At 51.5% G+C, this 18281-nt stretch carries 18 protein-coding genes and 1 pseudogene; 13 read left to right on the top strand and 6 right to left on the bottom strand.

Annotated elements, in window-relative coordinates:
• Window positions 1–201: 201 nt before the first annotated feature.
• Genes ACT9TW_RS17010 through ACT9TW_RS17020 form a run of 3 tightly spaced genes read right to left on the bottom strand, consistent with a single transcriptional unit; the run spans window position 202 to window position 2199 of the window.
• Entirely contained in the window at window positions 202–504 is a 303-nt protein-coding gene (locus ACT9TW_RS17010) for a hypothetical protein (protein ID WP_220458421.1), read from the bottom strand.
• Window position 505: 1 nt separating this feature from the next.
• Window positions 506–1180: an NAD(P)H-binding protein gene (locus tag ACT9TW_RS17015; RefSeq protein ID WP_446493140.1), complete on the bottom strand. Its 675-nt coding sequence runs from the start codon at window positions 1178–1180 to the stop codon at window positions 506–508.
• Window positions 1181–1191: 11 nt separating this feature from the next.
• A complete protein-coding gene (locus ACT9TW_RS17020) occupies window positions 1192–2199 on the bottom strand; it encodes an AraC family transcriptional regulator ligand-binding domain-containing protein (RefSeq protein WP_446493141.1) in 1008 nt (335 codons plus the stop codon).
• Between the two features lie 250 nt (window positions 2200–2449).
• Between ACT9TW_RS17020 and ACT9TW_RS17025 the strand changes: the two genes are divergently transcribed.
• Together ACT9TW_RS17025 and ACT9TW_RS17030 are read left to right on the top strand one after the other, a co-directional pair.
• A complete protein-coding gene (locus tag ACT9TW_RS17025) occupies window positions 2450–3301 on the top strand; it encodes an aldo/keto reductase (RefSeq protein WP_446493142.1) in 852 nt (283 codons plus the stop codon).
• A 28-nt stretch (window positions 3302–3329) separates the two neighbouring features.
• On the top strand, window positions 3330–4319 hold the full coding sequence (locus ACT9TW_RS17030; protein WP_182061140.1) for an aldo/keto reductase: 990 nt from the start codon (window positions 3330–3332) through the stop codon (window positions 4317–4319).
• A 34-nt stretch (window positions 4320–4353) separates the two neighbouring features.
• Here ACT9TW_RS17030 and ACT9TW_RS17035 read toward each other — a convergent pair whose 3' ends face one another.
• Complete coding sequence (locus tag ACT9TW_RS17035; protein WP_182061141.1) at window positions 4354–5247, bottom strand: LysR family transcriptional regulator; 894 nt, start codon at window positions 5245–5247, stop codon at window positions 4354–4356.
• Window positions 5248–5395: 148 nt separating this feature from the next.
• Between ACT9TW_RS17035 and ACT9TW_RS17040 the strand changes: the two genes are divergently transcribed.
• Together ACT9TW_RS17040 and ACT9TW_RS17045 are read left to right on the top strand one after the other, a co-directional pair.
• Window positions 5396–6187 carry an SDR family oxidoreductase gene (locus tag ACT9TW_RS17040; protein WP_446493143.1) on the top strand — a complete coding sequence of 264 codons (792 nt, stop codon included), beginning with the start codon at window positions 5396–5398 and terminating at the stop codon, window positions 6185–6187.
• 125 nt (window positions 6188–6312) lie between these two features.
• The gene (locus ACT9TW_RS17045) at window positions 6313–6564 is read left to right on the top strand and encodes a DUF1471 domain-containing protein (protein WP_182061143.1); all 252 of its coding nucleotides are present in this window, start codon (window positions 6313–6315) and stop codon (window positions 6562–6564) included.
• Between the two features lie 140 nt (window positions 6565–6704).
• Here ACT9TW_RS17045 and ACT9TW_RS17050 read toward each other — a convergent pair whose 3' ends face one another.
• A complete protein-coding gene (locus ACT9TW_RS17050) occupies window positions 6705–7604 on the bottom strand; it encodes a LysR family transcriptional regulator (protein ID WP_182061144.1) in 900 nt (299 codons plus the stop codon).
• Between the two features lie 96 nt (window positions 7605–7700).
• On the opposite strand from ACT9TW_RS17050, the pseudogene ACT9TW_RS17055 reads away from it, so the two are divergent.
• The 9 genes and pseudogenes from ACT9TW_RS17055 to ACT9TW_RS17095 form a co-directional block, all read left to right on the top strand.
• Window positions 7701–9125: pseudogene (locus tag ACT9TW_RS17055) on the top strand (coniferyl aldehyde dehydrogenase); the annotation flags it as partial.
• Between the two features lie 38 nt (window positions 9126–9163).
• Window positions 9164–9841 carry a type 1 glutamine amidotransferase domain-containing protein gene (locus ACT9TW_RS17060; protein ID WP_182061146.1) on the top strand — a complete coding sequence of 226 codons (678 nt, stop codon included), beginning with the start codon at window positions 9164–9166 and terminating at the stop codon, window positions 9839–9841.
• A gap of 143 nt (window positions 9842–9984) precedes the next feature.
• Entirely contained in the window at window positions 9985–10725 is a 741-nt protein-coding gene (locus tag ACT9TW_RS17065) for an NADPH-dependent oxidoreductase (RefSeq protein ID WP_182061147.1), read from the top strand.
• 429 nt (window positions 10726–11154) lie between these two features.
• Window positions 11155–11409 carry a DUF1471 domain-containing protein gene (locus ACT9TW_RS17070; RefSeq protein WP_446493144.1) on the top strand — a complete coding sequence of 85 codons (255 nt, stop codon included), beginning with the start codon at window positions 11155–11157 and terminating at the stop codon, window positions 11407–11409.
• Between the two features lie 71 nt (window positions 11410–11480).
• The gene (locus tag ACT9TW_RS17075) at window positions 11481–11822 is read left to right on the top strand and encodes a helix-turn-helix domain-containing protein (RefSeq protein ID WP_182061149.1); all 342 of its coding nucleotides are present in this window, start codon (window positions 11481–11483) and stop codon (window positions 11820–11822) included.
• A gap of 29 nt (window positions 11823–11851) precedes the next feature.
• Window positions 11852–13027, top strand: coding sequence for an efflux RND transporter periplasmic adaptor subunit (locus ACT9TW_RS17080; RefSeq protein WP_446493145.1), 1176 nt, complete (start codon window positions 11852–11854; stop codon window positions 13025–13027).
• The gene (locus ACT9TW_RS17085; RefSeq protein ID WP_446493146.1) at window positions 13027–16155 is read left to right on the top strand and encodes an efflux RND transporter permease subunit; all 3129 of its coding nucleotides are present in this window, start codon (window positions 13027–13029) and stop codon (window positions 16153–16155) included. The genes ACT9TW_RS17080 and ACT9TW_RS17085 overlap by 1 nt, the downstream gene beginning before the upstream one ends.
• A 135-nt stretch (window positions 16156–16290) precedes the next feature.
• Window positions 16291–16578, top strand: coding sequence for a VF530 family protein (locus ACT9TW_RS17090; protein ID WP_446493147.1), 288 nt, complete (start codon window positions 16291–16293; stop codon window positions 16576–16578).
• Between the two features lie 7 nt (window positions 16579–16585).
• Window positions 16586–17878, top strand: coding sequence for a glycoside hydrolase family 10 protein (locus ACT9TW_RS17095; protein WP_446493148.1), 1293 nt, complete (start codon window positions 16586–16588; stop codon window positions 17876–17878).
• A 36-nt stretch (window positions 17879–17914) separates the two neighbouring features.
• On the opposite strand, the gene ACT9TW_RS17100 is transcribed toward ACT9TW_RS17095, so the two are convergent.
• Entirely contained in the window at window positions 17915–18241 is a 327-nt protein-coding gene (locus ACT9TW_RS17100; RefSeq protein ID WP_446493149.1) for an EthD family reductase, read from the bottom strand.
• Window positions 18242–18281: the final 40 nt, after the last annotated feature.

Consider the following 18281-nt stretch of genomic DNA (forward strand, 5'->3'; position numbering starts at 1 on the left):
TGCGCCAGAGTGCTTGCTGAAGGTGCCTTCGGTGCAGAAAGCGAGCCTCTTTCAGATAAACGGGAATGCTCTAACACCGACCTGATGAGCGGTAGTTGTTCAACAGTGGCCTGATAGCCCAACTGCCGTGCGGTTTCGCGCCCTTCAGAGTCGTAGATTCCTGCGGGTTTGACTGCCGGGGTGATGAGAACATCTACAGAGTCAGCTTCTTGTCTGGCGAGCAGACAAGTTTGCGCCTGCGACACGCGTACCCGCGTCTTCCAGAGCCTGCAGCACGCCTATGTGTGCATAGCCTCTGAGACCACCACCGCCGAGAACCAGCGATATTCTGGGGCGGGTGGATACCGCAGCAAGGGGGGCCACACCAGGATCCTGAAGATGACCGTCGCTCAGCAGACTTCCTGAAATGCTTTTACTGGCGGAATGATCAGCAGTACCGCAACCTAAGAGCGAGCAGACCATCAACAGCAGCGACAAACATCGACAGGGTTTTCGTGTTGTCATCTCACCCGGCACCGGTTCCCAGCTCTATCAACTGGTCAGAGGACAGGATCATCATCCCCTTCTTGATAGGGACCGTCTGCGTCAGCGCCCGGGCAACAGCCAGAGCCCTTACTGGCTTGTAAGCTCCGGGAAGAACGGGAGATAACAGCCTGGCTATCGGTATAGAAATTATTTCACCCAAGCGAACCGGCTGCCCCAGTCCTGAACGGTAGTCGAGCAATAAAGAAGGCCTCGCAATGACCAGCGTGGTTAACGGCAGTGCTCTGAGCGCCTCTTCCAGTTCACCTTTAACGCGGGTGTAAAACATAGACGACTTCACGTTCTCTCCGCCAGCGCTTACCAGTCCTATACGTCTGACCCCGGCCCGTATAGCGGCCTGTGCAACAGCCAGATTAGCGTCAAAATCCACTGCCCGGAACGCCTCTTTACTGCCTGCCACTTTGATTGTTGTCCCCAGTGCAAGGTAGGCTTCATCCGCATGAGGAAGCTGTGGCAATGATGCGAAATCAACCAGATGGACCTGTAACTTTGGATGGCTGACTTTGAGTGGCTTGCGACTCAGGGCATGAATGCGGATTACTCCTGGATCATTCAGCAGGAGCTGAAGTAAATGTCCACCTACAAGGCCTGTGGCACCTGCCAACAATACAACGCGATGATTTTCGGGTGTTGTCATGATGATCTCTTTTAATTAAAACGCATGGCTTCTCTGACTGTTTCAGGCGTCTGGCCTGTCCAGGCCATAAAAGCACGGTAGAAAGAATTCGGATCTTCAAAGCCCAGCAGGAATGCAATTTCGTAGCCGTGCAGGCTGGTATTGCGCAGATAGTGGCGGGCCAGATTTTCGCGGCAGGTATTGATGAGAGCGCGAAAATTCTCTCCCTCATCCTCAAGTCTGCGCTGTAATGTTCGCTTACTCATACCCAGACGCTCTGCTGTTTTCTCGATAGTGGCTTCGTTACCCGGCAGCAACTCCAGAAGTACCGCACGCACACGTTCAGAGGTTGAAGCCGTTACATCTAATTGACTGAGGCGACGACGCAGCTCAGGCTCAAATACCTGCCACATCCCTTCATTTACCGTTAAAAATGGCCTCAGGGCATCAGTGGCGGAAAAGCTGATAGCAGGCTTTTCTCCATGCGAGATGCCGGTACCAAAGAACCGGGTAAAGTGACCAGCCTGTGCACCGGAGGGAAGCTGCGGGAGCAGGACGTTTAATGCCCTGATCGGTTCACGTGTTGCAAGTCGTGCCAGTTTCAGTAAGAAAGCCAGCTCTGCGACCTGCAAAGATACAGGGATGTCTGTGGCTGACAACCAGCGCGGTGAAACAGTCAGAATGCCGTTATGATCGACTGCCGTCTCCAGTACCATTGGGGCAATGAGCTGCTTATACCTTGCCAGTCGCTGTACGGCCTGCATCATATTAGTGCTGCACAAGGCGGCAAAAAGCGGTGGATCGAAAACTTCAGCTGAAACCTTTTCAACAAGAGGTAGGGGGAAAGCAGGACTATTCATTCCTGTCTCGATCGCATGCCACAAACGCATGTATTCTTCTGTATCAAGGCCGCTTTCGGCCCTGGAGAATGTGTCGTCTGGCAGGTGTGCTTTTCGCAATATGTCTGGTGGTGTAAGCCCGGCGTCTTTGAGTAATGCTCTCCAGCCGATGTTGAGAGAAAAAGTACGGTTACGTGCCATTTTCTGGTTCCTGACGTAAATTATCTACCGGGATAGAACGGGTATCATATTCTTTTAAACCTCAAATAAGCATTCAAAATACGCCATGGTTGTGGCAAATCGCGCCATTGAACTCACAGCACAAAGCCGACCTTCAGCCCTCTCTAAAAATTAATGAACATTCCTAATAAACCCTAGCTAATTACCCCATCTAATCGAATAAATCTCTTTGCGTTATGCTTTTCCTACACAACAGCTGAAGGATAACGTTATGCAAACTGTAAAACTGAACAATGGTATTGAAATGCCCCTGCTGGGCTTTGGTGTGTTTCAAATGTCTGATGCCGCTGAATGCGAAAGAGCCGTTATTGATGCCATCGATACGGGATACCGCCTGATCGATACCGCCGCGTCTTACCAGAATGAAACCCAGGTCGGGAACGCACTGAAACAGACCGGCATTGCCCGTAACGAGCTCTTTGTCACGACCAAACTGTGGTTGCAGGATACGAATTACGAAGGCGCCAAAGCACAATTCGATCGCTCCCTTAATCGGCTGCAACTGGATTACGTTGACCTGTACCTGATTCACCAGCCTTACGGTGATGTTCATGGAGCATGGCGTGCCATGGAAGAATTACAACAAGCGGGCAAAATTCGCGCGATTGGTGTCAGCAACTTCCAACCTGACAGACTGGCCGATCTTATCGCTTTCAACAACGTTGTCCCTGCGGTAAACCAGATTGAAGTTAACCCCTTCAACCAGCAGTTACATGCGGTTCCATGGAATCAAAGCCGTGGCATTCAGCCGGAAGCCTGGGCACCGTTCGCGGAAGGCAAAAATGGTCTGTTCCAGCATCCCGTGCTAATGGCTATTGGTGAGAAGTACGGCAAAAGCGTGGGTCAGGTTGTACTGCGTTGGATCTTCCAGAGAGGCATTGTTTCACTGGCGAAATCTGTGCGCAAAGAACGCATGGAAGAGAACATCAACATTCTCGATTTTGAACTCAGTCATGACGATATGCTGCAAATTACCGCACTCGATACCGCAACCAGCGCCTTCTTCTCTCACCGCGACCCGGCGATGGTGGAATGGCTGACTGGCCGCAAACTTGATGTTTAAGGCGCGATTTAAAAGAGGTAGTCATTCAATGCAAAAACGTTATCTGGGTAAATCCGGGCTCGAAGTCTCTGCTCTTGGGCTTGGCTGCATGGGCTTAAGCCACGGCTACGGCCCGGCGACCGATACCCGTCAGGCTGTCGAGCTCATTCGCGCTGCGGTCGAACGTGGCGTTACCTTCTTCGATACCGCAGAAGTATACGGCCCCTTTCTTAATGAAGAGGTTGTAGGCGAAGCCTTAAAACCGTTTCGTGACCGCGTGGTCATCGCCACAAAGTTTGGTTTTACCTTCGGTGATGACAACAAGCAGCAGATTTTAAACAGCCGTCCGGAGCATATTCGTGAGGCTGTGGAAGGATCACTTCGCCGTCTTAAAACTGATGTCATTGATCTGCTGTATCAACACCGTGTCGACCCGGATGTGCCCATTGAAGATGTTGCGGGAACAGTGAAAGACCTGATTACTGAAGGCAAAGTTAAGCATTTCGGTCTGTCTGAAGCGGGTGCACAAACCATTCGTCGTGCACATGCGGTACAACCGGTCACAGCCCTGCAAAGCGAATACTCTATGTGGTGGCGCGAGCCTGAACAGGAGATCCTGCCATTGCTGGAGGAACTGGGCATCGGTTTTGTACCTTTCAGCCCATTAGGTAAAGGCTTCCTGACGGGTTCAATTAAGCCAGGAACGACCTTTGGGAAAGATGATTACCGCAGCACCGTGCCGCGTTTCGCCGAACAAGCGATAGAAGCCAATGAAAAGCTGGTCTCGTTGCTGGGTGAACTGGCTGCACAGAAAGGCGTGACGTCCGCGCAAATCGCGCTGGCATGGCTGCTGGCGCAAAAGCCATGGATTGTTCCTATCCCTGGCACCACTAAACTGCACCGGCTGGAGGAAAACCTGTGCGCCGCCGACATCATTCTTTCGCTGGATGATTCTCATCAGATAACCCAGGCACTTGAAACGATTAAAATCGTTGGCGAACGTTACTCTCCTGAGCATCAGGCACGCGTAGGCCGCTAATACCCGGGCGGGTCCGCAGCAAGTTGCGGACCCGTTATTCCGAGTAGCGAAGCGCATCGATCATCAGCGCAAAAGCGGGCGGATGCTGCTTACGGCTCGGGTAGTAAAGATAATATCCGGGGAAAGAGGGACACCAGTCCTGGAGAACCTGAATAAGCTCGCCTGACTGTATATACTCCAGCACCCTATCCTCAGGGATACAAGCGATACCAAAACCGGATAAAGCGGCATCGATCCTTTCTGCCTGCATATTAAACGTTACCTGCCCGTCAACTCTGACCCGTAACGGCTTCCCTTCCCGCTCAAACTCCCAGTGGTAAAGTCCACCAGCCGTCGGCAGGCGCATATTGATGCACCGATGATTTTGCAGATCGTGAGGCGTTTCAGGCACGGGGTTCGCTGCAAAATATGACGGTGCGCCAATCACTGCCATTCGCATATCTGGCCCAATTCTTACGGCAACCATATCCTTATCCACGCTTTCGCCCAAACGGATCCCGGCGTCAAAGCGCCCTTCAACAATGTCGACAAAGCCGTTATCAACCACCAGCTCAACGTTGATTTCCGGATATTCCCTGAGGAAGGGTTTTAACTTCGGCCATACCACACTTCGCGCGGAATGCTCCCCGGCGGATAAACGGATATTGCCGGAAGCAGTGCCATTGAGTTGAACAAGTGATTCCAGTTCCTGTTCAAGATCGGCGATCCGGGGTTCAAGGCAGGCAATAATACGCTCCCCCGCTTCTGTTGGGGCAACGCTTCGGGTCGTGCGGGTCAGAAGGCGGATTTTCAGCCTCTCTTCCAGTGCCTTGATCGCATGGCTGAGGGCTGACTGTGAAACACCAAGTTTGCCCGCGGCTTTCGTAAAACTACGCTCCCTTGCTACCACAAGAAAGAGTTGAAGTTCGTTGAAGTTTTCTTTGAGCATTGGCGATTTCCTTATGGATGTATTCCCCTCAACGCTCACTCATGAAGGGCGTTCATAGACACAATCATTTTAGCCCCATTACTGACAATAATGATAATTGATATTCTGACGCTATCGAAAATTAGTCTGAAGTATCAGAAGGTTTATCATGAAAATACTCGTTGCTGGTGCGACAGGAAGTATTGGTCTTCATGTCGTGAATACCGCTATTGAAATGGGTCATCATCCCGTGGCCCTTGTCAGAAATAAGCGCAAAGTTAAATTACTTCCTCGTGGAACCGATGTTTTCTACGGCGATGTCTCAATGCCTGAAACACTCACCGATTTGCCGAGAGATATTGATGCCGTGATCTTCACTCTTGGCTCCGATGGTCAGGGGCGCATTGGTGCCAGAGCGATAGATTACGGCGGTGTGCGTAATATTTTACGTATATTCAAGGATACGCCTGTTCGTATCGCCTTAATGACCACGATTGGCGTGACTGAACGGCTCAGCACATGGAATCAACGCACTGAGGTTCATGACTGGAAAAGACGTGCCGAACGTGTGGTCAGGGCCAGTGGTCATCCCTATACCATCGTCAGGCCAGGCTGGTTTGATTACAACAATGATGATGAGCACAAAATCGTTATGCTTCAGGGGGATCGTCGCCATGCGGGAACGCCGGAAGATGGTGTGATATCCCGCGAGCAAATCGCCCAGGTTCTGGTCAGTGCCCTGAGCAACGATGCGGCAAAAAATAAAACGTTCGAACTGGTGGCTATACGAGGCGAAGCACAGCAGGATCTTACCCCTCTGTTTGCACAATTACAGGCAGACAATCCCCAAAAGTATGATGCCATTTTAGATTTGGACAATATGCCTCTCAGTGAAGAGCCTGAGTGCATTATTAATGAGCTAAACCAGTATTCAAAAAACTTAGCACATCTAAAACCCTGACAGTTTTGTCATATAGCGGTCAGTCTTATGACAGCTTAGGAACTGTATATTTGATTATACAGACAGAGGAAACCCTCCTGATACAAGCCCGGTTTCAAAGATAGCGTTTAAAAGAGGTACCAGATATGAAAGCACTGCTTATTGCAACATTGGTTATGGGATCCATTTCAGCGAATGCCGCATTTGCGGCTCAGGAAATTAACCATGCTGATGCCAAAGAAAAAATTGGCGTAGTCTCAGCCAGCAATGCCTATACGCTTGATGATTTATCAAATGCACTTTCTCGTAAGGCTGATGAGCAAGGTGCTACGTCCTTCAAAATCCTGTCTACGTCAGGGAATAACAAACTGCACGGAGTTGCGGAGATATATAAATAGCACTTTAATCTAGTGTAAGTAGTCAGTACCCTGTTTTTATCACTCGCACGCGACTTGTGGCACGCTACATGTTTGGGCATGACACCAGTGGTTACGGGATTGGCCTGGCGATGAGTTTTTGAATGCAGTGCGTTTGCGCGTTACACCAGTCCCCCGGCTCCGCCAATGCGGTCAATCAGGATCTGTTTTGCATATGCCACGCGTGGTTGTCGCATTGAGGCTGGCAACCATATCAGGCTGTAACTGATCGTTGTGTTACCCACTGGCGCCGGAAATTCCAATAACTCGTTGCGATTCAGCTGGTCTGCACACAGATATCGCGGCATTACCGTCCAGCCGAATCCCTTTGTCAGCAGGCTTCTGAGCGCCCGCAGATCCTGGCCAACCGCAGCGGGCAGCGTGTCGGGTACGGTAATGCCATTCTTCTGCATCCAGTTATCAATCAGGGACAATTCCAGATTGTAGGCCAGCAGCGGTTCGCGGCTTAATGCATCAGCCAGCGATTCAGCCTGCTGCACGCGGTGAACCACCGCCGGGCTTGCCACGGCCAGAACACTGTCGGTATAAATCACCTCGTTCTTCAGGCGGCTGTCCGTAACCGGATGGGCCGAAATCCCCAGATCACAGTGGCCTTCAAGCAGCATATCAATGACCATTGGACCATCCCCGGAATGCATCCGCACCCGGACATCCGCCTCCAGTAACGGCACCAGCCCTTCCGGGAGTTTTTCAGCCATAAAATCAGCGTGGCCGATTATCTGGAGCGTGCCGGCAACCCCGGATGAACGCGCCCGCGCGGTGGCAAGTGCGGCCTCTGCTGCATCCAGTTTATTACCGATATCAGCCGCCAGCTCATCTGCTGCTGAGGTGGGAAGCACACCGTGAGTCTGGCGTTCAAATAACGTCTTCCCTACCGCTGATTCCAGCCCGGCGATGTGTTGCGATACGGCGGGTTGCGTCAAATTGAGTGCTCTGGCAGCACCGGTTATTGAACGTTGACGGTAAACCTCAACAAATGTTCTCAGTCGAATCAGAGACATATCCAGCCCATAAATAAATTTATACCCCTGACAAAATAGCGTTGTTAGCGCCGGTAAACAAGATCCGTCAAGCTTCCCCCATCGCAACGAAACACGGAATTTACCATGTCTACTATCATCAAAGCCGAACTGCACGCGCAGCTCTCTACAATGAAAAACAGCCATTTACAGGCTGGGCCAGCCAGCGCTGCCCAGCGGAAAGATCGCCTTATGCGTGCCGCCAGATTGCTGACCGAGAACCACCAGGCGATTAAGGTCGCGCTCAACGACGACTTCGGTCACCGCAGTGAATATCAGTCGCTGGCCGTTGATGTCGCAACCACCGTCACCATGCTGCGTCACGCCGCAGAACAGGTCAGCGAGTGGATGAAACCGGAACACATCGCCGCGCCCTGGCCGGGGATGCAGGCATGGATTGAACAGCAGTCGCTGGGCGTTGTGGGGATCATCTCTCCGTGGAACTTCCCGATTAACCTCGCATTTGGGCCGCTGGCGGGAGTATTTGCCGCGGGCAACACTGCCATGCTGAAGCCCTCTGAGCTGACACCTCACACCTCTCAGCTGATTGCCGATCTGGTCCCACAGTATTTTGCCGCGGACGAACTGCTCGTGGTTCTGGGCGATGCTGATGTTGGCCAGGCCTTCAGCGCCCTGCCATTTGACCATCTGATCTTTACCGGCAGCACAGCCGTCGGAAAACATGTGATGCGCGCAGCGGCAGAAAACCTGGTGCCTGTCACGCTTGAGCTGGGCGGGAAATCGCCAGTGTTTATTGATAAAGATGCCGATATGGCGCAGGCCATCACCCGCACGCTGACCATTAAAACCTTTAACGCCGGTCAGATCTGTCTGTCACCTGATTACCTGCTGGTACCGCAGGATAAAGTGCAGGACCTGGTGGATGCGGCCCGTGGGTTTATGGCTGACAGCTTCCCGACGGTGCGGCTGAACCCTGACTACACCGCGATCATCAGCCCGCGCCATTTTTCACGTCTGGTGATGTTGCTGGAAGATGCGCGAACCAAAGGCGCGACGGTTATTAGCCTCGCACCAGAGGGCGAAGCGGATTTCGATGCCGAAACCCGCAAAATAGCCCCGCACCTGGTGCTGAATGTGGACGACTCCATGCTCATCATGCAGGAAGAGATTTTCGGCCCGCTGCTGCCGGTGAAAACCTTCACTGAAAGTCACGACGCCCTGGCCTGGATCAATGCCCATCCGCGTCCGCTGGCGGCGTACTACTTCGGGAACGATAAGGTGAACCAGGCTACCTTTATAGCAAACACCACATCCGGTGCCGCAGTGATTAACGATGTGATGACGCACGCCGCCATCGATAGCCTGCCATTTGGTGGCGTCGGGGCATCCGGGATGGGGGCGTATCACGGGATACACGGTTTCAGGCGTTTTAGTCATCAGAAACCGATCGTGGTACAGAGCGAAGATGGCGCCTCTAACCTGCGCCTGCGGGCCCCTTATCAGGCAAAAACCGCTAATATCCTCGCATTTTTACAAAACTGATTTCGCCCCCTGTCTTACAACATTATCGGGAGATAGCAATGAAAGTATTAATGGTTCTGACCTCTCACAGTGAACTGGGTAACACCGGTAAGAAAACCGGCTTCTGGCTTGAAGAGTTTGCCGCCCCGTATTACGTGTTCAAAGATGCTGGCGCCGATATCGTGCTGGCCTCTCCGGCCGGTGGGCAGCCACCGCTGGATCCGAAAAGTGATTTAGCCGATTTTCAGACCGAACTGACGCATCGTTTCAAAGCCGACCTGGCAGCGCAGCATGAACTTGCCAACACAGTGAAACTCGACACCGTTCGACAGGAGGATTTTGACACCGTGTTCTATCCGGGCGGCCACGGCCCACTGTGGGATCTGGCTGAGTCGAAGACTTCCATTGCACTTATTGAAGCCTTCACCCGCGCCGGTAAACCAACGGGCTTCGTCTGCCACGCACCGGGGGTGCTGCGTCATGTGAAAGCCGCTTCTGGCGAGCCGCTGATCAAAGGCCGACAGGTGACGGGCTTTACCAACGGCGAAGAGGCCGATGTAGAGCTGACCGATGTTGTGCCTTTCCTGATTGAAGATGCCTTTATCGCACTGGGTGCGCACTACCAGAAAGGCCCGAACTGGGCACCGTTTATTGTCGAAGACGGCAAACTGATCACCGGGCAGAACCCGGCCAGCTCCGAAGGTGTCGCCAAAGCCCTTGTTTCGCAGCTGAGTTAACCACCACCCCGGCTATCAATCCCCGATGGCCGGGATCATCGTGGCCAATGTGCGCCAGTACTTTACGCCTGCATTCCGCAAAGAGTGTTAAATGAAAAACGGCGGAGGGCTGTTAGGATTTTGCGATTAACACCGGAGAATGTATGAACACCATTATTGACCTGTTTAACGACCATAAGAGCGAACGTAGTTTTACCGATAAAGCCATCGATGACGCCACGCTCGACCGTATTATTAGCACCGCCTGGAACGCCCCTACCTCAGTCCATTCCCAGCAGGTTTCAGCGATCGTCACACGCGATGCACAGAAACGTGCAGAGATCTCCCGTATTGCGGGCGGCCAGCCGTGGATTGCCAAAGCACCGGTATTCGTCACCTTCGTGCTGGATATGCATAAAACCGAAGTTGGCATGAACCTGGCTGGCAAGGAGCAAGTAGCCCATCAAAGTATCGAGAGCCTTGTTGCCGGAGCGACCGACGTGGGTATAGCGTTGGGTTCGGTAATGGCAGCAGCACGTTCTGAAGGCCTGGGGATCGTGCCGATTGGCGGTATCCGCCTGCATCCTCAGGCGCTAATTGATCTGCTCGAACTGCCGGAGCACACTTTCCCGGTTGCTGGTGTGGTGATTGGACACGTCGATGTTCCGTCACATCATAAACCGCGTCTTCCGCTGGAGACGTTTCGCCATGACGAAACCTATGCCACTGATGGGCTGGAAGAGAAAATCGCCCGCTACAACCAGCAGATGACCGATCACTGGCAGGCCATTAATCGCACCGACGGTGAAACATGGAGTGAAAGCGTGAGCGGTTATTACCAGCACGTTTATTTCCCGGACGTGCTGCCTTCGCTGCTCAAACAGGGATTTGGGGTGGATAAATAGATGACACAAGGCTGGATGATGCGTGTCTACGTATTACCTGCTGCACCAATAACCGAAATGACTCTGGTATAACGAAATGAAAACCAGGAGCAGAAGATATTCTGCCCCTGGCAAATGACCAGACTCCACATTATGGCATTTTTGCTCACAGTTACCTCTCCTGGCATCCTGACCAGGGGCATATAACGCTTTTCCAACCCCTCGCAATCATCGGTTATCTCCCGTACCAACTTATATTTTTAATTAATCAATAAAAGCACATTTTGTGATAAGAATCGCATAAATGGTTAAATAATAGATTTTTCAAGTGCTGATTAATGCTAAAAATTCATAAGTGTTAGTAACGAGAGTGTCTTAATCACGTTAACGGAAATCGTTACTATGTTCCCGTTCCGTAATATTTTCTTAGATAGACTTCCGAGGTTACAGATGAAATCCATTATTATCACTTTGTCCGCTCTTTGTGCGCTCTTTACCGCAAGCAGTGCCCTCTCTGCACAAATAGTGAACAGCGATGCCGGAAAAGTAAAAATTGGTGTTGTTTCAGCTGGCGGTGCAACAACACTTGACGAGCTGGTTGCCAGACTTTCTGCTCAGGCAGATAAACAAGGTGCAACGTATTTCAAAGTTATTTCCACTTCAGGTGCCAATAAAATGCATGGCGTAGCAGATATCTACAAATAATTTAGAAACCCACTCTCCAGTGGCAATCATTTTACTGAGTGTTTTAGTTGATTTAACAAATGAGACTGTAAATGATTAGACTGGATGATTTAATATCTGAAATTACACAATGGATAGATGATAACATTCACCAACCATTAAGCATCGAAGATGTTGCGGCGCGCGCTGGATATTCAAAATGGCATCTTCAGCGCGTCTTCGTTCAAATGAAGGGCGAAAACATTGCCGCATATATCAGGGACAGAAAACTGACGTTAGCTGCAAACGATCTTGTTAAAAGTCGTGATAAGATCCTTGATATTAGTTTTCGCTATGGTTTTGATTCGCAACAATCATTTACCCGATCATTCTCCAGAAAATACCGAATCCCACCGCAAAAGTATCGCCGTTTGTATGCCGAAAGGTATTACTAATACTGTACTAATAATAAGAGTCAACATTTATGAAAAGTTCGGTGGCTTATACGCCTCTGGCTATGCTATGCATTTGTGCTTTATCTACGGGGCTAGCTGGGTGCGATAATAATGCTGTTTCCTCTTCCGGCAAAGATGAGAATCCGGAAGTGGTTGTCGAAACCCTAAAGTCCGCTCCTCTCTCCATGACACGCGATCTTCCTGCCCGTACGGTGGCCTCACGCATTGCGGAAATTCGCCCGCAGGTGTCAGGCATTGTGTTGTCCAGGGATTTTACAGAGGGAAGTGACATCAGGGCGGGTCAGCCGCTTTATCATATCGACCCCGCGGTATTTCGCGCAGCGGTGGATAACGCCAGAGCGGCTGTTAACCAGGCTACAGCACAGTCACAACTCGCCCAGGCTACGCTCTCTCGCTATCGCGCATTGAGCGGCAAAAATTATGTCAGTCGTCAGGATCTCGATCAGGCTCAGGCTACCGCTCAGCAATCCCATGCAGCGATTGAAGCTGCCCGTGCGTCACTTCGCTCTGCTGAAATAGACCTTAAACACAGCATTGTTACATCGCCTGTGGATGGCCAAATTGGTCTGTCGAGCATAACTGAAGGGGCTCTTGTTCAGAACGGACAAGCAACCGCGTTAGCGACGGTACAGCAGTTAGATCCGATTTATGTCGACATCCCCCAGCCCAGCGAAGATTTTTTGCGTCTGCAACAGGCGCTGGCAAATGGCCAGATTAAGCAGGCAAACGGTAAAGTCCTGGTTCATTTACTCATGCAAAACGGTACGCCGTACCCTTTAAGCGGAATGCTGGCGTTCTCGGATGTCACCGTCGATCAGACAACGGGCGCCATCACGTTACGCGCCATTATTCCTAACCCGGAACATCAACTGTTACCCGGAATGTTTGTCCGCGCGCAGCTTGATGAAGGTACCACCCCCAACGCACTGTTAATTGCTCAGCAGGCCATTTCCCGCACACCGCGTGGCGATGCGATTGCTCTCGTCGTCGACCACGAAAATAGGGTTCAACGCCGCACAGTGGTCGTATCTCAAACCATAGGTGACCGCTGGCAGGTCACCCGCGGTTTAGAAGCAGGTGAACGCGTCATTGTCTCCGGTAGCCAGCGCGTTAAAGAGGGAGAAACCGTGACGCCACATGAGCGTGCTATCTCCTCAGGTTCGTCTTCTCAGGAATCATTCTGATGTCTAAATTTTTTATTAACCGCCCTATTTTCGCCTGGGTGCTGGCAATCATTGTGATGATTGCCGGGGGCATTGCGATCCTGGGATTACCCGTAGAACAATATCCTGATGTCGCCCCAACGGCAGTGCAGATCCGGGTGAATTACCCGGGTGCGGATGCCACCACGCTTCAGAATAGCGTAACCCAGGTCATTGAACAGAATATGACGGGTCTTGATGGCCTGATGTATATGTCCTCCACCAGTGATTCCTCAGGAACGCTACAGCTGACCTTATCCTTTAAAAATGGTACAGACCCGGATATCGCCCAGGTCCAGGTTCAGAACAAATTGCAAGTTGCCACCCCGTTGCTGCCTCAGGAAGTGCAGCAACAAGGGATCACAGTGATGAAATCATCCAGCACGTTTTTCCTTGTCCCCGGGTTTGTAGACGAAAGCGGGCGCATGAGTATGGAAGACATTGCTGATTTTGTGGCCTCCACAATTAAAGACCCCATCAGCCGTATTGAGGGTGTAGGTGATACCACATTGTTTGGCTCACAGTATGCCATGCGTGTCTGGCTTGATCCGAATAAGCTTAATAATTATCAGCTTACTCCTGTTGATGTGACCAATGTAATTAAGGTGCAGAATGCGCAAATCGCGGCCGGACAGTTAGGTGGTGCCCCTGCGGTTAAGGGCCAGCAACTCAATGCGTCGATAATCGCCCAGACTCGACTCTCCTCTCCTGAGGCGTTCGGGGATATTTTACTGAAGGTCAACAACGATGGATCGCAGGTTAAATTACGCGATGTCGCGAAGATTGAACGCGGAGGCGAAAACTATCAGTTCGTGGTGAAAATTAACGGTAAGCCAGCATCAGCACTTGGGATCCAGCTCGCGAGCGGCGCCAATGCGATGGATACCGCCAAAGCCATTCGTGCCAAACTGAAAGAACTGGAACCTTATTACCCGGAAGGCCTGAAAGTTGTTTATCCCTATGATACGACGCCGTTTATCAGCATCTCGATCCATGAAGTGGTGAAAACACTTTTTGAGGCGATTATTCTCGTCTTCCTGGTCATGTATCTCTTCCTGCAAAGCTTCCGGGCGACGTTGATACCCACAATTGCCGTGCCGGTGGTTCTGCTGGGTACGTTTGGGATCCTCAGTGCGCTGGGTTACTCCATTAACACCCTGACAATGTTTGGAATGGTGTTAGCCATTGGTTTACTGGTTGATGACGCAATTGTCGTGGTGGAAAACGTAGAGCGAGTGATGGCTGAAGAGGGACTCAAGCCCCGCGCGGCAACACGAAAATCCATGGAACAGATCCAGGGTGCTCTCGTCGGGATAGCACTGGTGCTGTCGGCAGTCTTTGTTCCCATGGCCTTTTTCGGTGGCAGTACGGGGGTTATCTACAGACAGTTTTCCATCACCATTGTCTCAGCGATGGTTCTGTCGGTACTGGTTGCCCTGACCCTGACACCCGCACTCTGTGCCACCCTTTTGAAACCGGTTAAACCCGGCGAGCACACAAAAGAGCGCGGATTGTTTGGCTGGTTTAACCGCCGCTTCGAGGACAGTAGTTCGCATTATTCTCGCGCTATCGCACGGATGCTGAACAGTACAGGTCGCTACTTGATCGTCTACGGCGTTATTGTCCTGGGCCTGGCCTTCTTGTTTGCTCGTCTGCCAACGGCCTTTCTTCCTTCTGAAGATCAGGGTGTCCTGGCAACACAGGCTGTTCTGCCCGCAGGTGCCACGCAGGAACGCTCCCAGCTTATTTTGGATCAGATCAATGACTGGTATTTGAATGAGGAAAAACAAAACGTTGCCAATGTACTGACTGTAAACGGCTTTGGTTTTGCCGGTCGTGGGCAGAATATCGGTATCGCCTTTATCGGCCTGAAAGACTGGTCTAATCGTGAGGGAAGTGAAAACAGCGTTGACGCAATTGCGGCAAGAGCTAATCAGGCCTTTTCAAAGCTAATTGATGCCCAGATCGCCGCGTTCAACCTGCCCCCGATTATTGCACTGGGTAACGCAACCGGCTTTGACTTTGAGCTGACGGACCAGGCCGGGGTCGGACATGAAAAGTTAATGGAAGCGCGAAATATGCTGCTTCAGATGGCTCAGCAGCACCCTGATGTATTGATGGCCGTGCGACCAAACGGACTGGAAGATACACCACAATATCGGGTAAATATTGATCAGCATAAAGCGTCAGCTCTGGGGGTATCGCTGGACGATATCAATACTACCCTCAGCACCGCCTGGGCGGGGAGTTACGTGAATGATTTTATGGATCGTGGCAGGGTTAAAAAAGTCTATGTGATGAGTGACGCAGCATGGCGCATGATGCCTGACGATCTGAACAACTGGTATGTCCGCGCAAGCAACGGCAAGATGGTTCCCTTTGCCAGTTTTGCTGATGCACAGTGGGTTTATGGCTCACCGCGTCTTGAACGTTATAACGGTTTGTCATCCCTCGAAATTCTTGGGCAACCAGCACCAGGGCGAAGTTCAGGTGAAGCGATGGCGCTTATGGAGCAACTGGCATCCAGATTGCCTAAAGGCATTGGTCATGACTGGACCGGAATGTCTTATCAGGAACGCCTCAGCGGAGAGCAGGCTCCGGCACTATATGCGCTGTCACTGATTATCGTCTTTCTGTGTCTGGCAGCGCTGTATGAAAGCTGGTCAATACCCTTCGCGGTTATGCTGGTCGTTCCGCTAGGTGTCTTTGGCGCTTTGCTGGCGACGACGCTACGCGGGCTAAACAATGATGTTTACTTCGTTGTCGGTCTGTTGACGACCATTGGACTATCAGCTAAAAACGCCATCCTGATCGTTGAATTTGCCAACGACCTGATGATGAAAGAAGGCAAAGGATTGATTGACGCAACTCTCGAAGCGGCACATATGCGCCTGCGGCCTATTCTTATGACCTCACTGGCCTTTATTCTGGGAGTGTTACCACTGGCATTAGGGCGTGGTGCCGGGTCGGGTGCGCAGAACGCGGTCGGTACTGGCGTCATTGGTGGGATGGTCGCAGCAACGCTGCTGGCTATCTATTTTGTACCGGTCTTCTTCGTGGTGGTACGACGCCGTTTCACCGGTAAACGTATTACTGAGGATGTTGAGTAACGCATCTTTCCGCCGGAGGGTCTAGCCTCCGGCGGCTACCTTATTTCTGTCGGTGAAATACGCCATTTCATTGCCGCTTTCTCTGCTTTCTTGTACCCTTTTATCGTTCCCCCCTCCCCGTATATATGAGACAACATGACAGCACACACTTCGAAAGATCCTTTGCACGGCATAACGCTGGAAATGCAAGTCAATGCGCTGGTTGCCCGCTATGGCTGGAGTGAGTTGGGCAAAATCATCAACATCAACTGTTTTAAAAACGATCCAAGTGTCAAATCGAGTTTAAAATTTCTACGAAGAACGCCCTGGGCGCGCGCAGAAGTTGAAGCCCTGTATCTCGATTCTCTCAGTGATGATGCCACCGAAGAACCGGATGTTCTCGCCGTTAACCCTTGGGCAAATAGTCGGATTACTAAGAGCTAAAACGTAAATGTCGCTACACGTAAAACGGATAGGTGCGCTTGTTGGCTGCGCACTTTTACTTGTTAGTTGCTCCTCTAAACCACCAAAATCACTCGTTACTCCCCTTCCTCCGGTGAGTAAACCGGGTCAGCAGGCAAACGAACCGATGCGCGGCATCTGGCTGGCCACCGTTTCGCGACTGGACTGGCCGCCGGTAGCATCGGTTAATGTCAGCAGCGCAGACCGACGCATTGATATGCAAAAGCAGGCGCTTAAAGACAAGCTGGATAAGCTGAAAAGCCTCGGTATCAACACCGTGTTTTTCCAGGTTAAACCCGACAGCACCGCGCTTTGGTCATCAAAAATCCTCCCCTGGTCCGATATGATGACCGGCAATATTGGCGAATACCCAGGATACGATCCGCTGCAATTTATGCTCGATGAAGCGCATAAACGCGGGATGAAAGTCCACGCCTGGTTTAACCCGTATCGGGTATCCACCAACACAAAACTGTCTACCGTCGCTGCGCTTAACAGAACCGCATCGCAAAGCCCCGCCAGCGTGTTTGTACAGCATCCTGACTGGATCCGAACTGCAGGCGATCGCCTTGTGCTCGACCCGGGCATCCCGGCAGTGCGCGACTGGATAACTGCGGTGGTGACTGAAGTTGTCGCCAACTACGCGATAGACGGCGTGCAATTTGATGACTATTTCTACACCGAAACACCAGGTTCCGCCCTGAATGACAGCCAGACCTTCCGGCAATACGGCCAGGGTTTTGCTTCCAGAGCAGACTGGCGCAGGCACAATACGCAGCAGCTAATTGCGCAGGTGTCTAAAGCGATCAAGCAGCAGAAACCTGATGTTGCGTTTGGCGTTAGCCCTGCCGGGGTGTGGCGTAACCGCTCGTTCGATCCTGCGGGTTCAGACACACGTGGAGCCGCCGCTTATGATGAGTCTTACGCTGACACCCGTCTTTGGGTACAGCAAGGTTTGCTGGATTACATCGCACCACAGATTTACTGGCCGTTCTCCCGCAGCGCGGCACGTTATGACGTGCTGACGAAGTGGTGGGCAGAGGTGGTAAAACCCACCCATACGCGCCTGTATATTGGTATTGCGTTCTATAAAGTGGGCGAGCCGTCTAAAAATGAACCGGACTGGACGGTAAATGGCGGTGTACCGGAGCTAAAAAAACAGCTCGATTTGAACGAATCTCTGCCTAACGTCAGCGGCACGATCCTTTTCCGGGAAGATTACCTTAATCAGCCTCAAACTCAGGACGCGGTCAGCTACCTCAGGACCCGCTGGGGAAGTTAATCCATCAGGCAGAAACTGGGTGTTTCTGCCTGTTTCTTAGCGCTTCCTTATCTCAGTGATATAGGTGATCGCGGCATGTTCCACGAAGTTTGGCACATCCTTGTATGCTTCCTGGCCCACAGGTGAGCTGAATGCGGCTTTCGCGTCTTCAATCGAGTCAAACCACAGTTCAGAAAATCCATCGACGGGTGAATCAGGGTATTTTTCACGGTCTATGGGGTTCAGCACATACCCTCTCAGCCCCGGCAGACGTAGCGCAATTTCGGTATGTACATCATTCCAGTGCGCTACAAACGCCTCGAAACTTTGCCCTTTTTTGCGGGTAAGAAAACCAACATGTTTAAAACCTTGTTCTGACGACATAGCGCCCTCTCTGGCTGTTTATCGAATCGGCGAATACTAT

The sequence above is a fragment of the Enterobacter sp. C4G1 genome, from assembly GCF_052886895.1.

Coding starts and splice junctions, on each gene's coding strand:
- ACT9TW_RS17080 (WP_446493145.1), top strand. CDS start 11,852: ATGAAAAGTTCGGTGGCTTATACGCCTCTGGCTATGCTATGCATTTGT.
- ACT9TW_RS17065 (WP_182061147.1), top strand. CDS start 9,985: ATGAACACCATTATTGACCTGTTTAACGACCATAAGAGCGAACGTAGT.
- ACT9TW_RS17100 (WP_446493149.1), bottom strand. CDS start 18,241: ATGTCGTCAGAACAAGGTTTTAAACATGTTGGTTTTCTTACCCGCAAA.
- ACT9TW_RS17045 (WP_182061143.1), top strand. CDS start 6,313: ATGAAAGCACTGCTTATTGCAACATTGGTTATGGGATCCATTTCAGCG.
- ACT9TW_RS17010 (WP_220458421.1), bottom strand. CDS start 504: ATGACAACACGAAAACCCTGTCGATGTTTGTCGCTGCTGTTGATGGTC.
- ACT9TW_RS17020 (WP_446493141.1), bottom strand. CDS start 2,199: ATGGCACGTAACCGTACTTTTTCTCTCAACATCGGCTGGAGAGCATTA.
- ACT9TW_RS17035 (WP_182061141.1), bottom strand. CDS start 5,247: ATGCTCAAAGAAAACTTCAACGAACTTCAACTCTTTCTTGTGGTAGCA.
- ACT9TW_RS17090 (WP_446493147.1), top strand. CDS start 16,291: ATGACAGCACACACTTCGAAAGATCCTTTGCACGGCATAACGCTGGAA.
- ACT9TW_RS17075 (WP_182061149.1), top strand. CDS start 11,481: ATGATTAGACTGGATGATTTAATATCTGAAATTACACAATGGATAGAT.
- ACT9TW_RS17025 (WP_446493142.1), top strand. CDS start 2,450: ATGCAAACTGTAAAACTGAACAATGGTATTGAAATGCCCCTGCTGGGC.
- ACT9TW_RS17030 (WP_182061140.1), top strand. CDS start 3,330: ATGCAAAAACGTTATCTGGGTAAATCCGGGCTCGAAGTCTCTGCTCTT.
- ACT9TW_RS17085 (WP_446493146.1), top strand. CDS start 13,027: ATGTCTAAATTTTTTATTAACCGCCCTATTTTCGCCTGGGTGCTGGCA.
- ACT9TW_RS17060 (WP_182061146.1), top strand. CDS start 9,164: ATGAAAGTATTAATGGTTCTGACCTCTCACAGTGAACTGGGTAACACC.
- ACT9TW_RS17050 (WP_182061144.1), bottom strand. CDS start 7,604: ATGTCTCTGATTCGACTGAGAACATTTGTTGAGGTTTACCGTCAACGT.
- ACT9TW_RS17015 (WP_446493140.1), bottom strand. CDS start 1,180: ATGACAACACCCGAAAATCATCGCGTTGTATTGTTGGCAGGTGCCACA.
- ACT9TW_RS17095 (WP_446493148.1), top strand. CDS start 16,586: ATGTCGCTACACGTAAAACGGATAGGTGCGCTTGTTGGCTGCGCACTT.
- ACT9TW_RS17070 (WP_446493144.1), top strand. CDS start 11,155: ATGAAATCCATTATTATCACTTTGTCCGCTCTTTGTGCGCTCTTTACC.
- ACT9TW_RS17040 (WP_446493143.1), top strand. CDS start 5,396: ATGAAAATACTCGTTGCTGGTGCGACAGGAAGTATTGGTCTTCATGTC.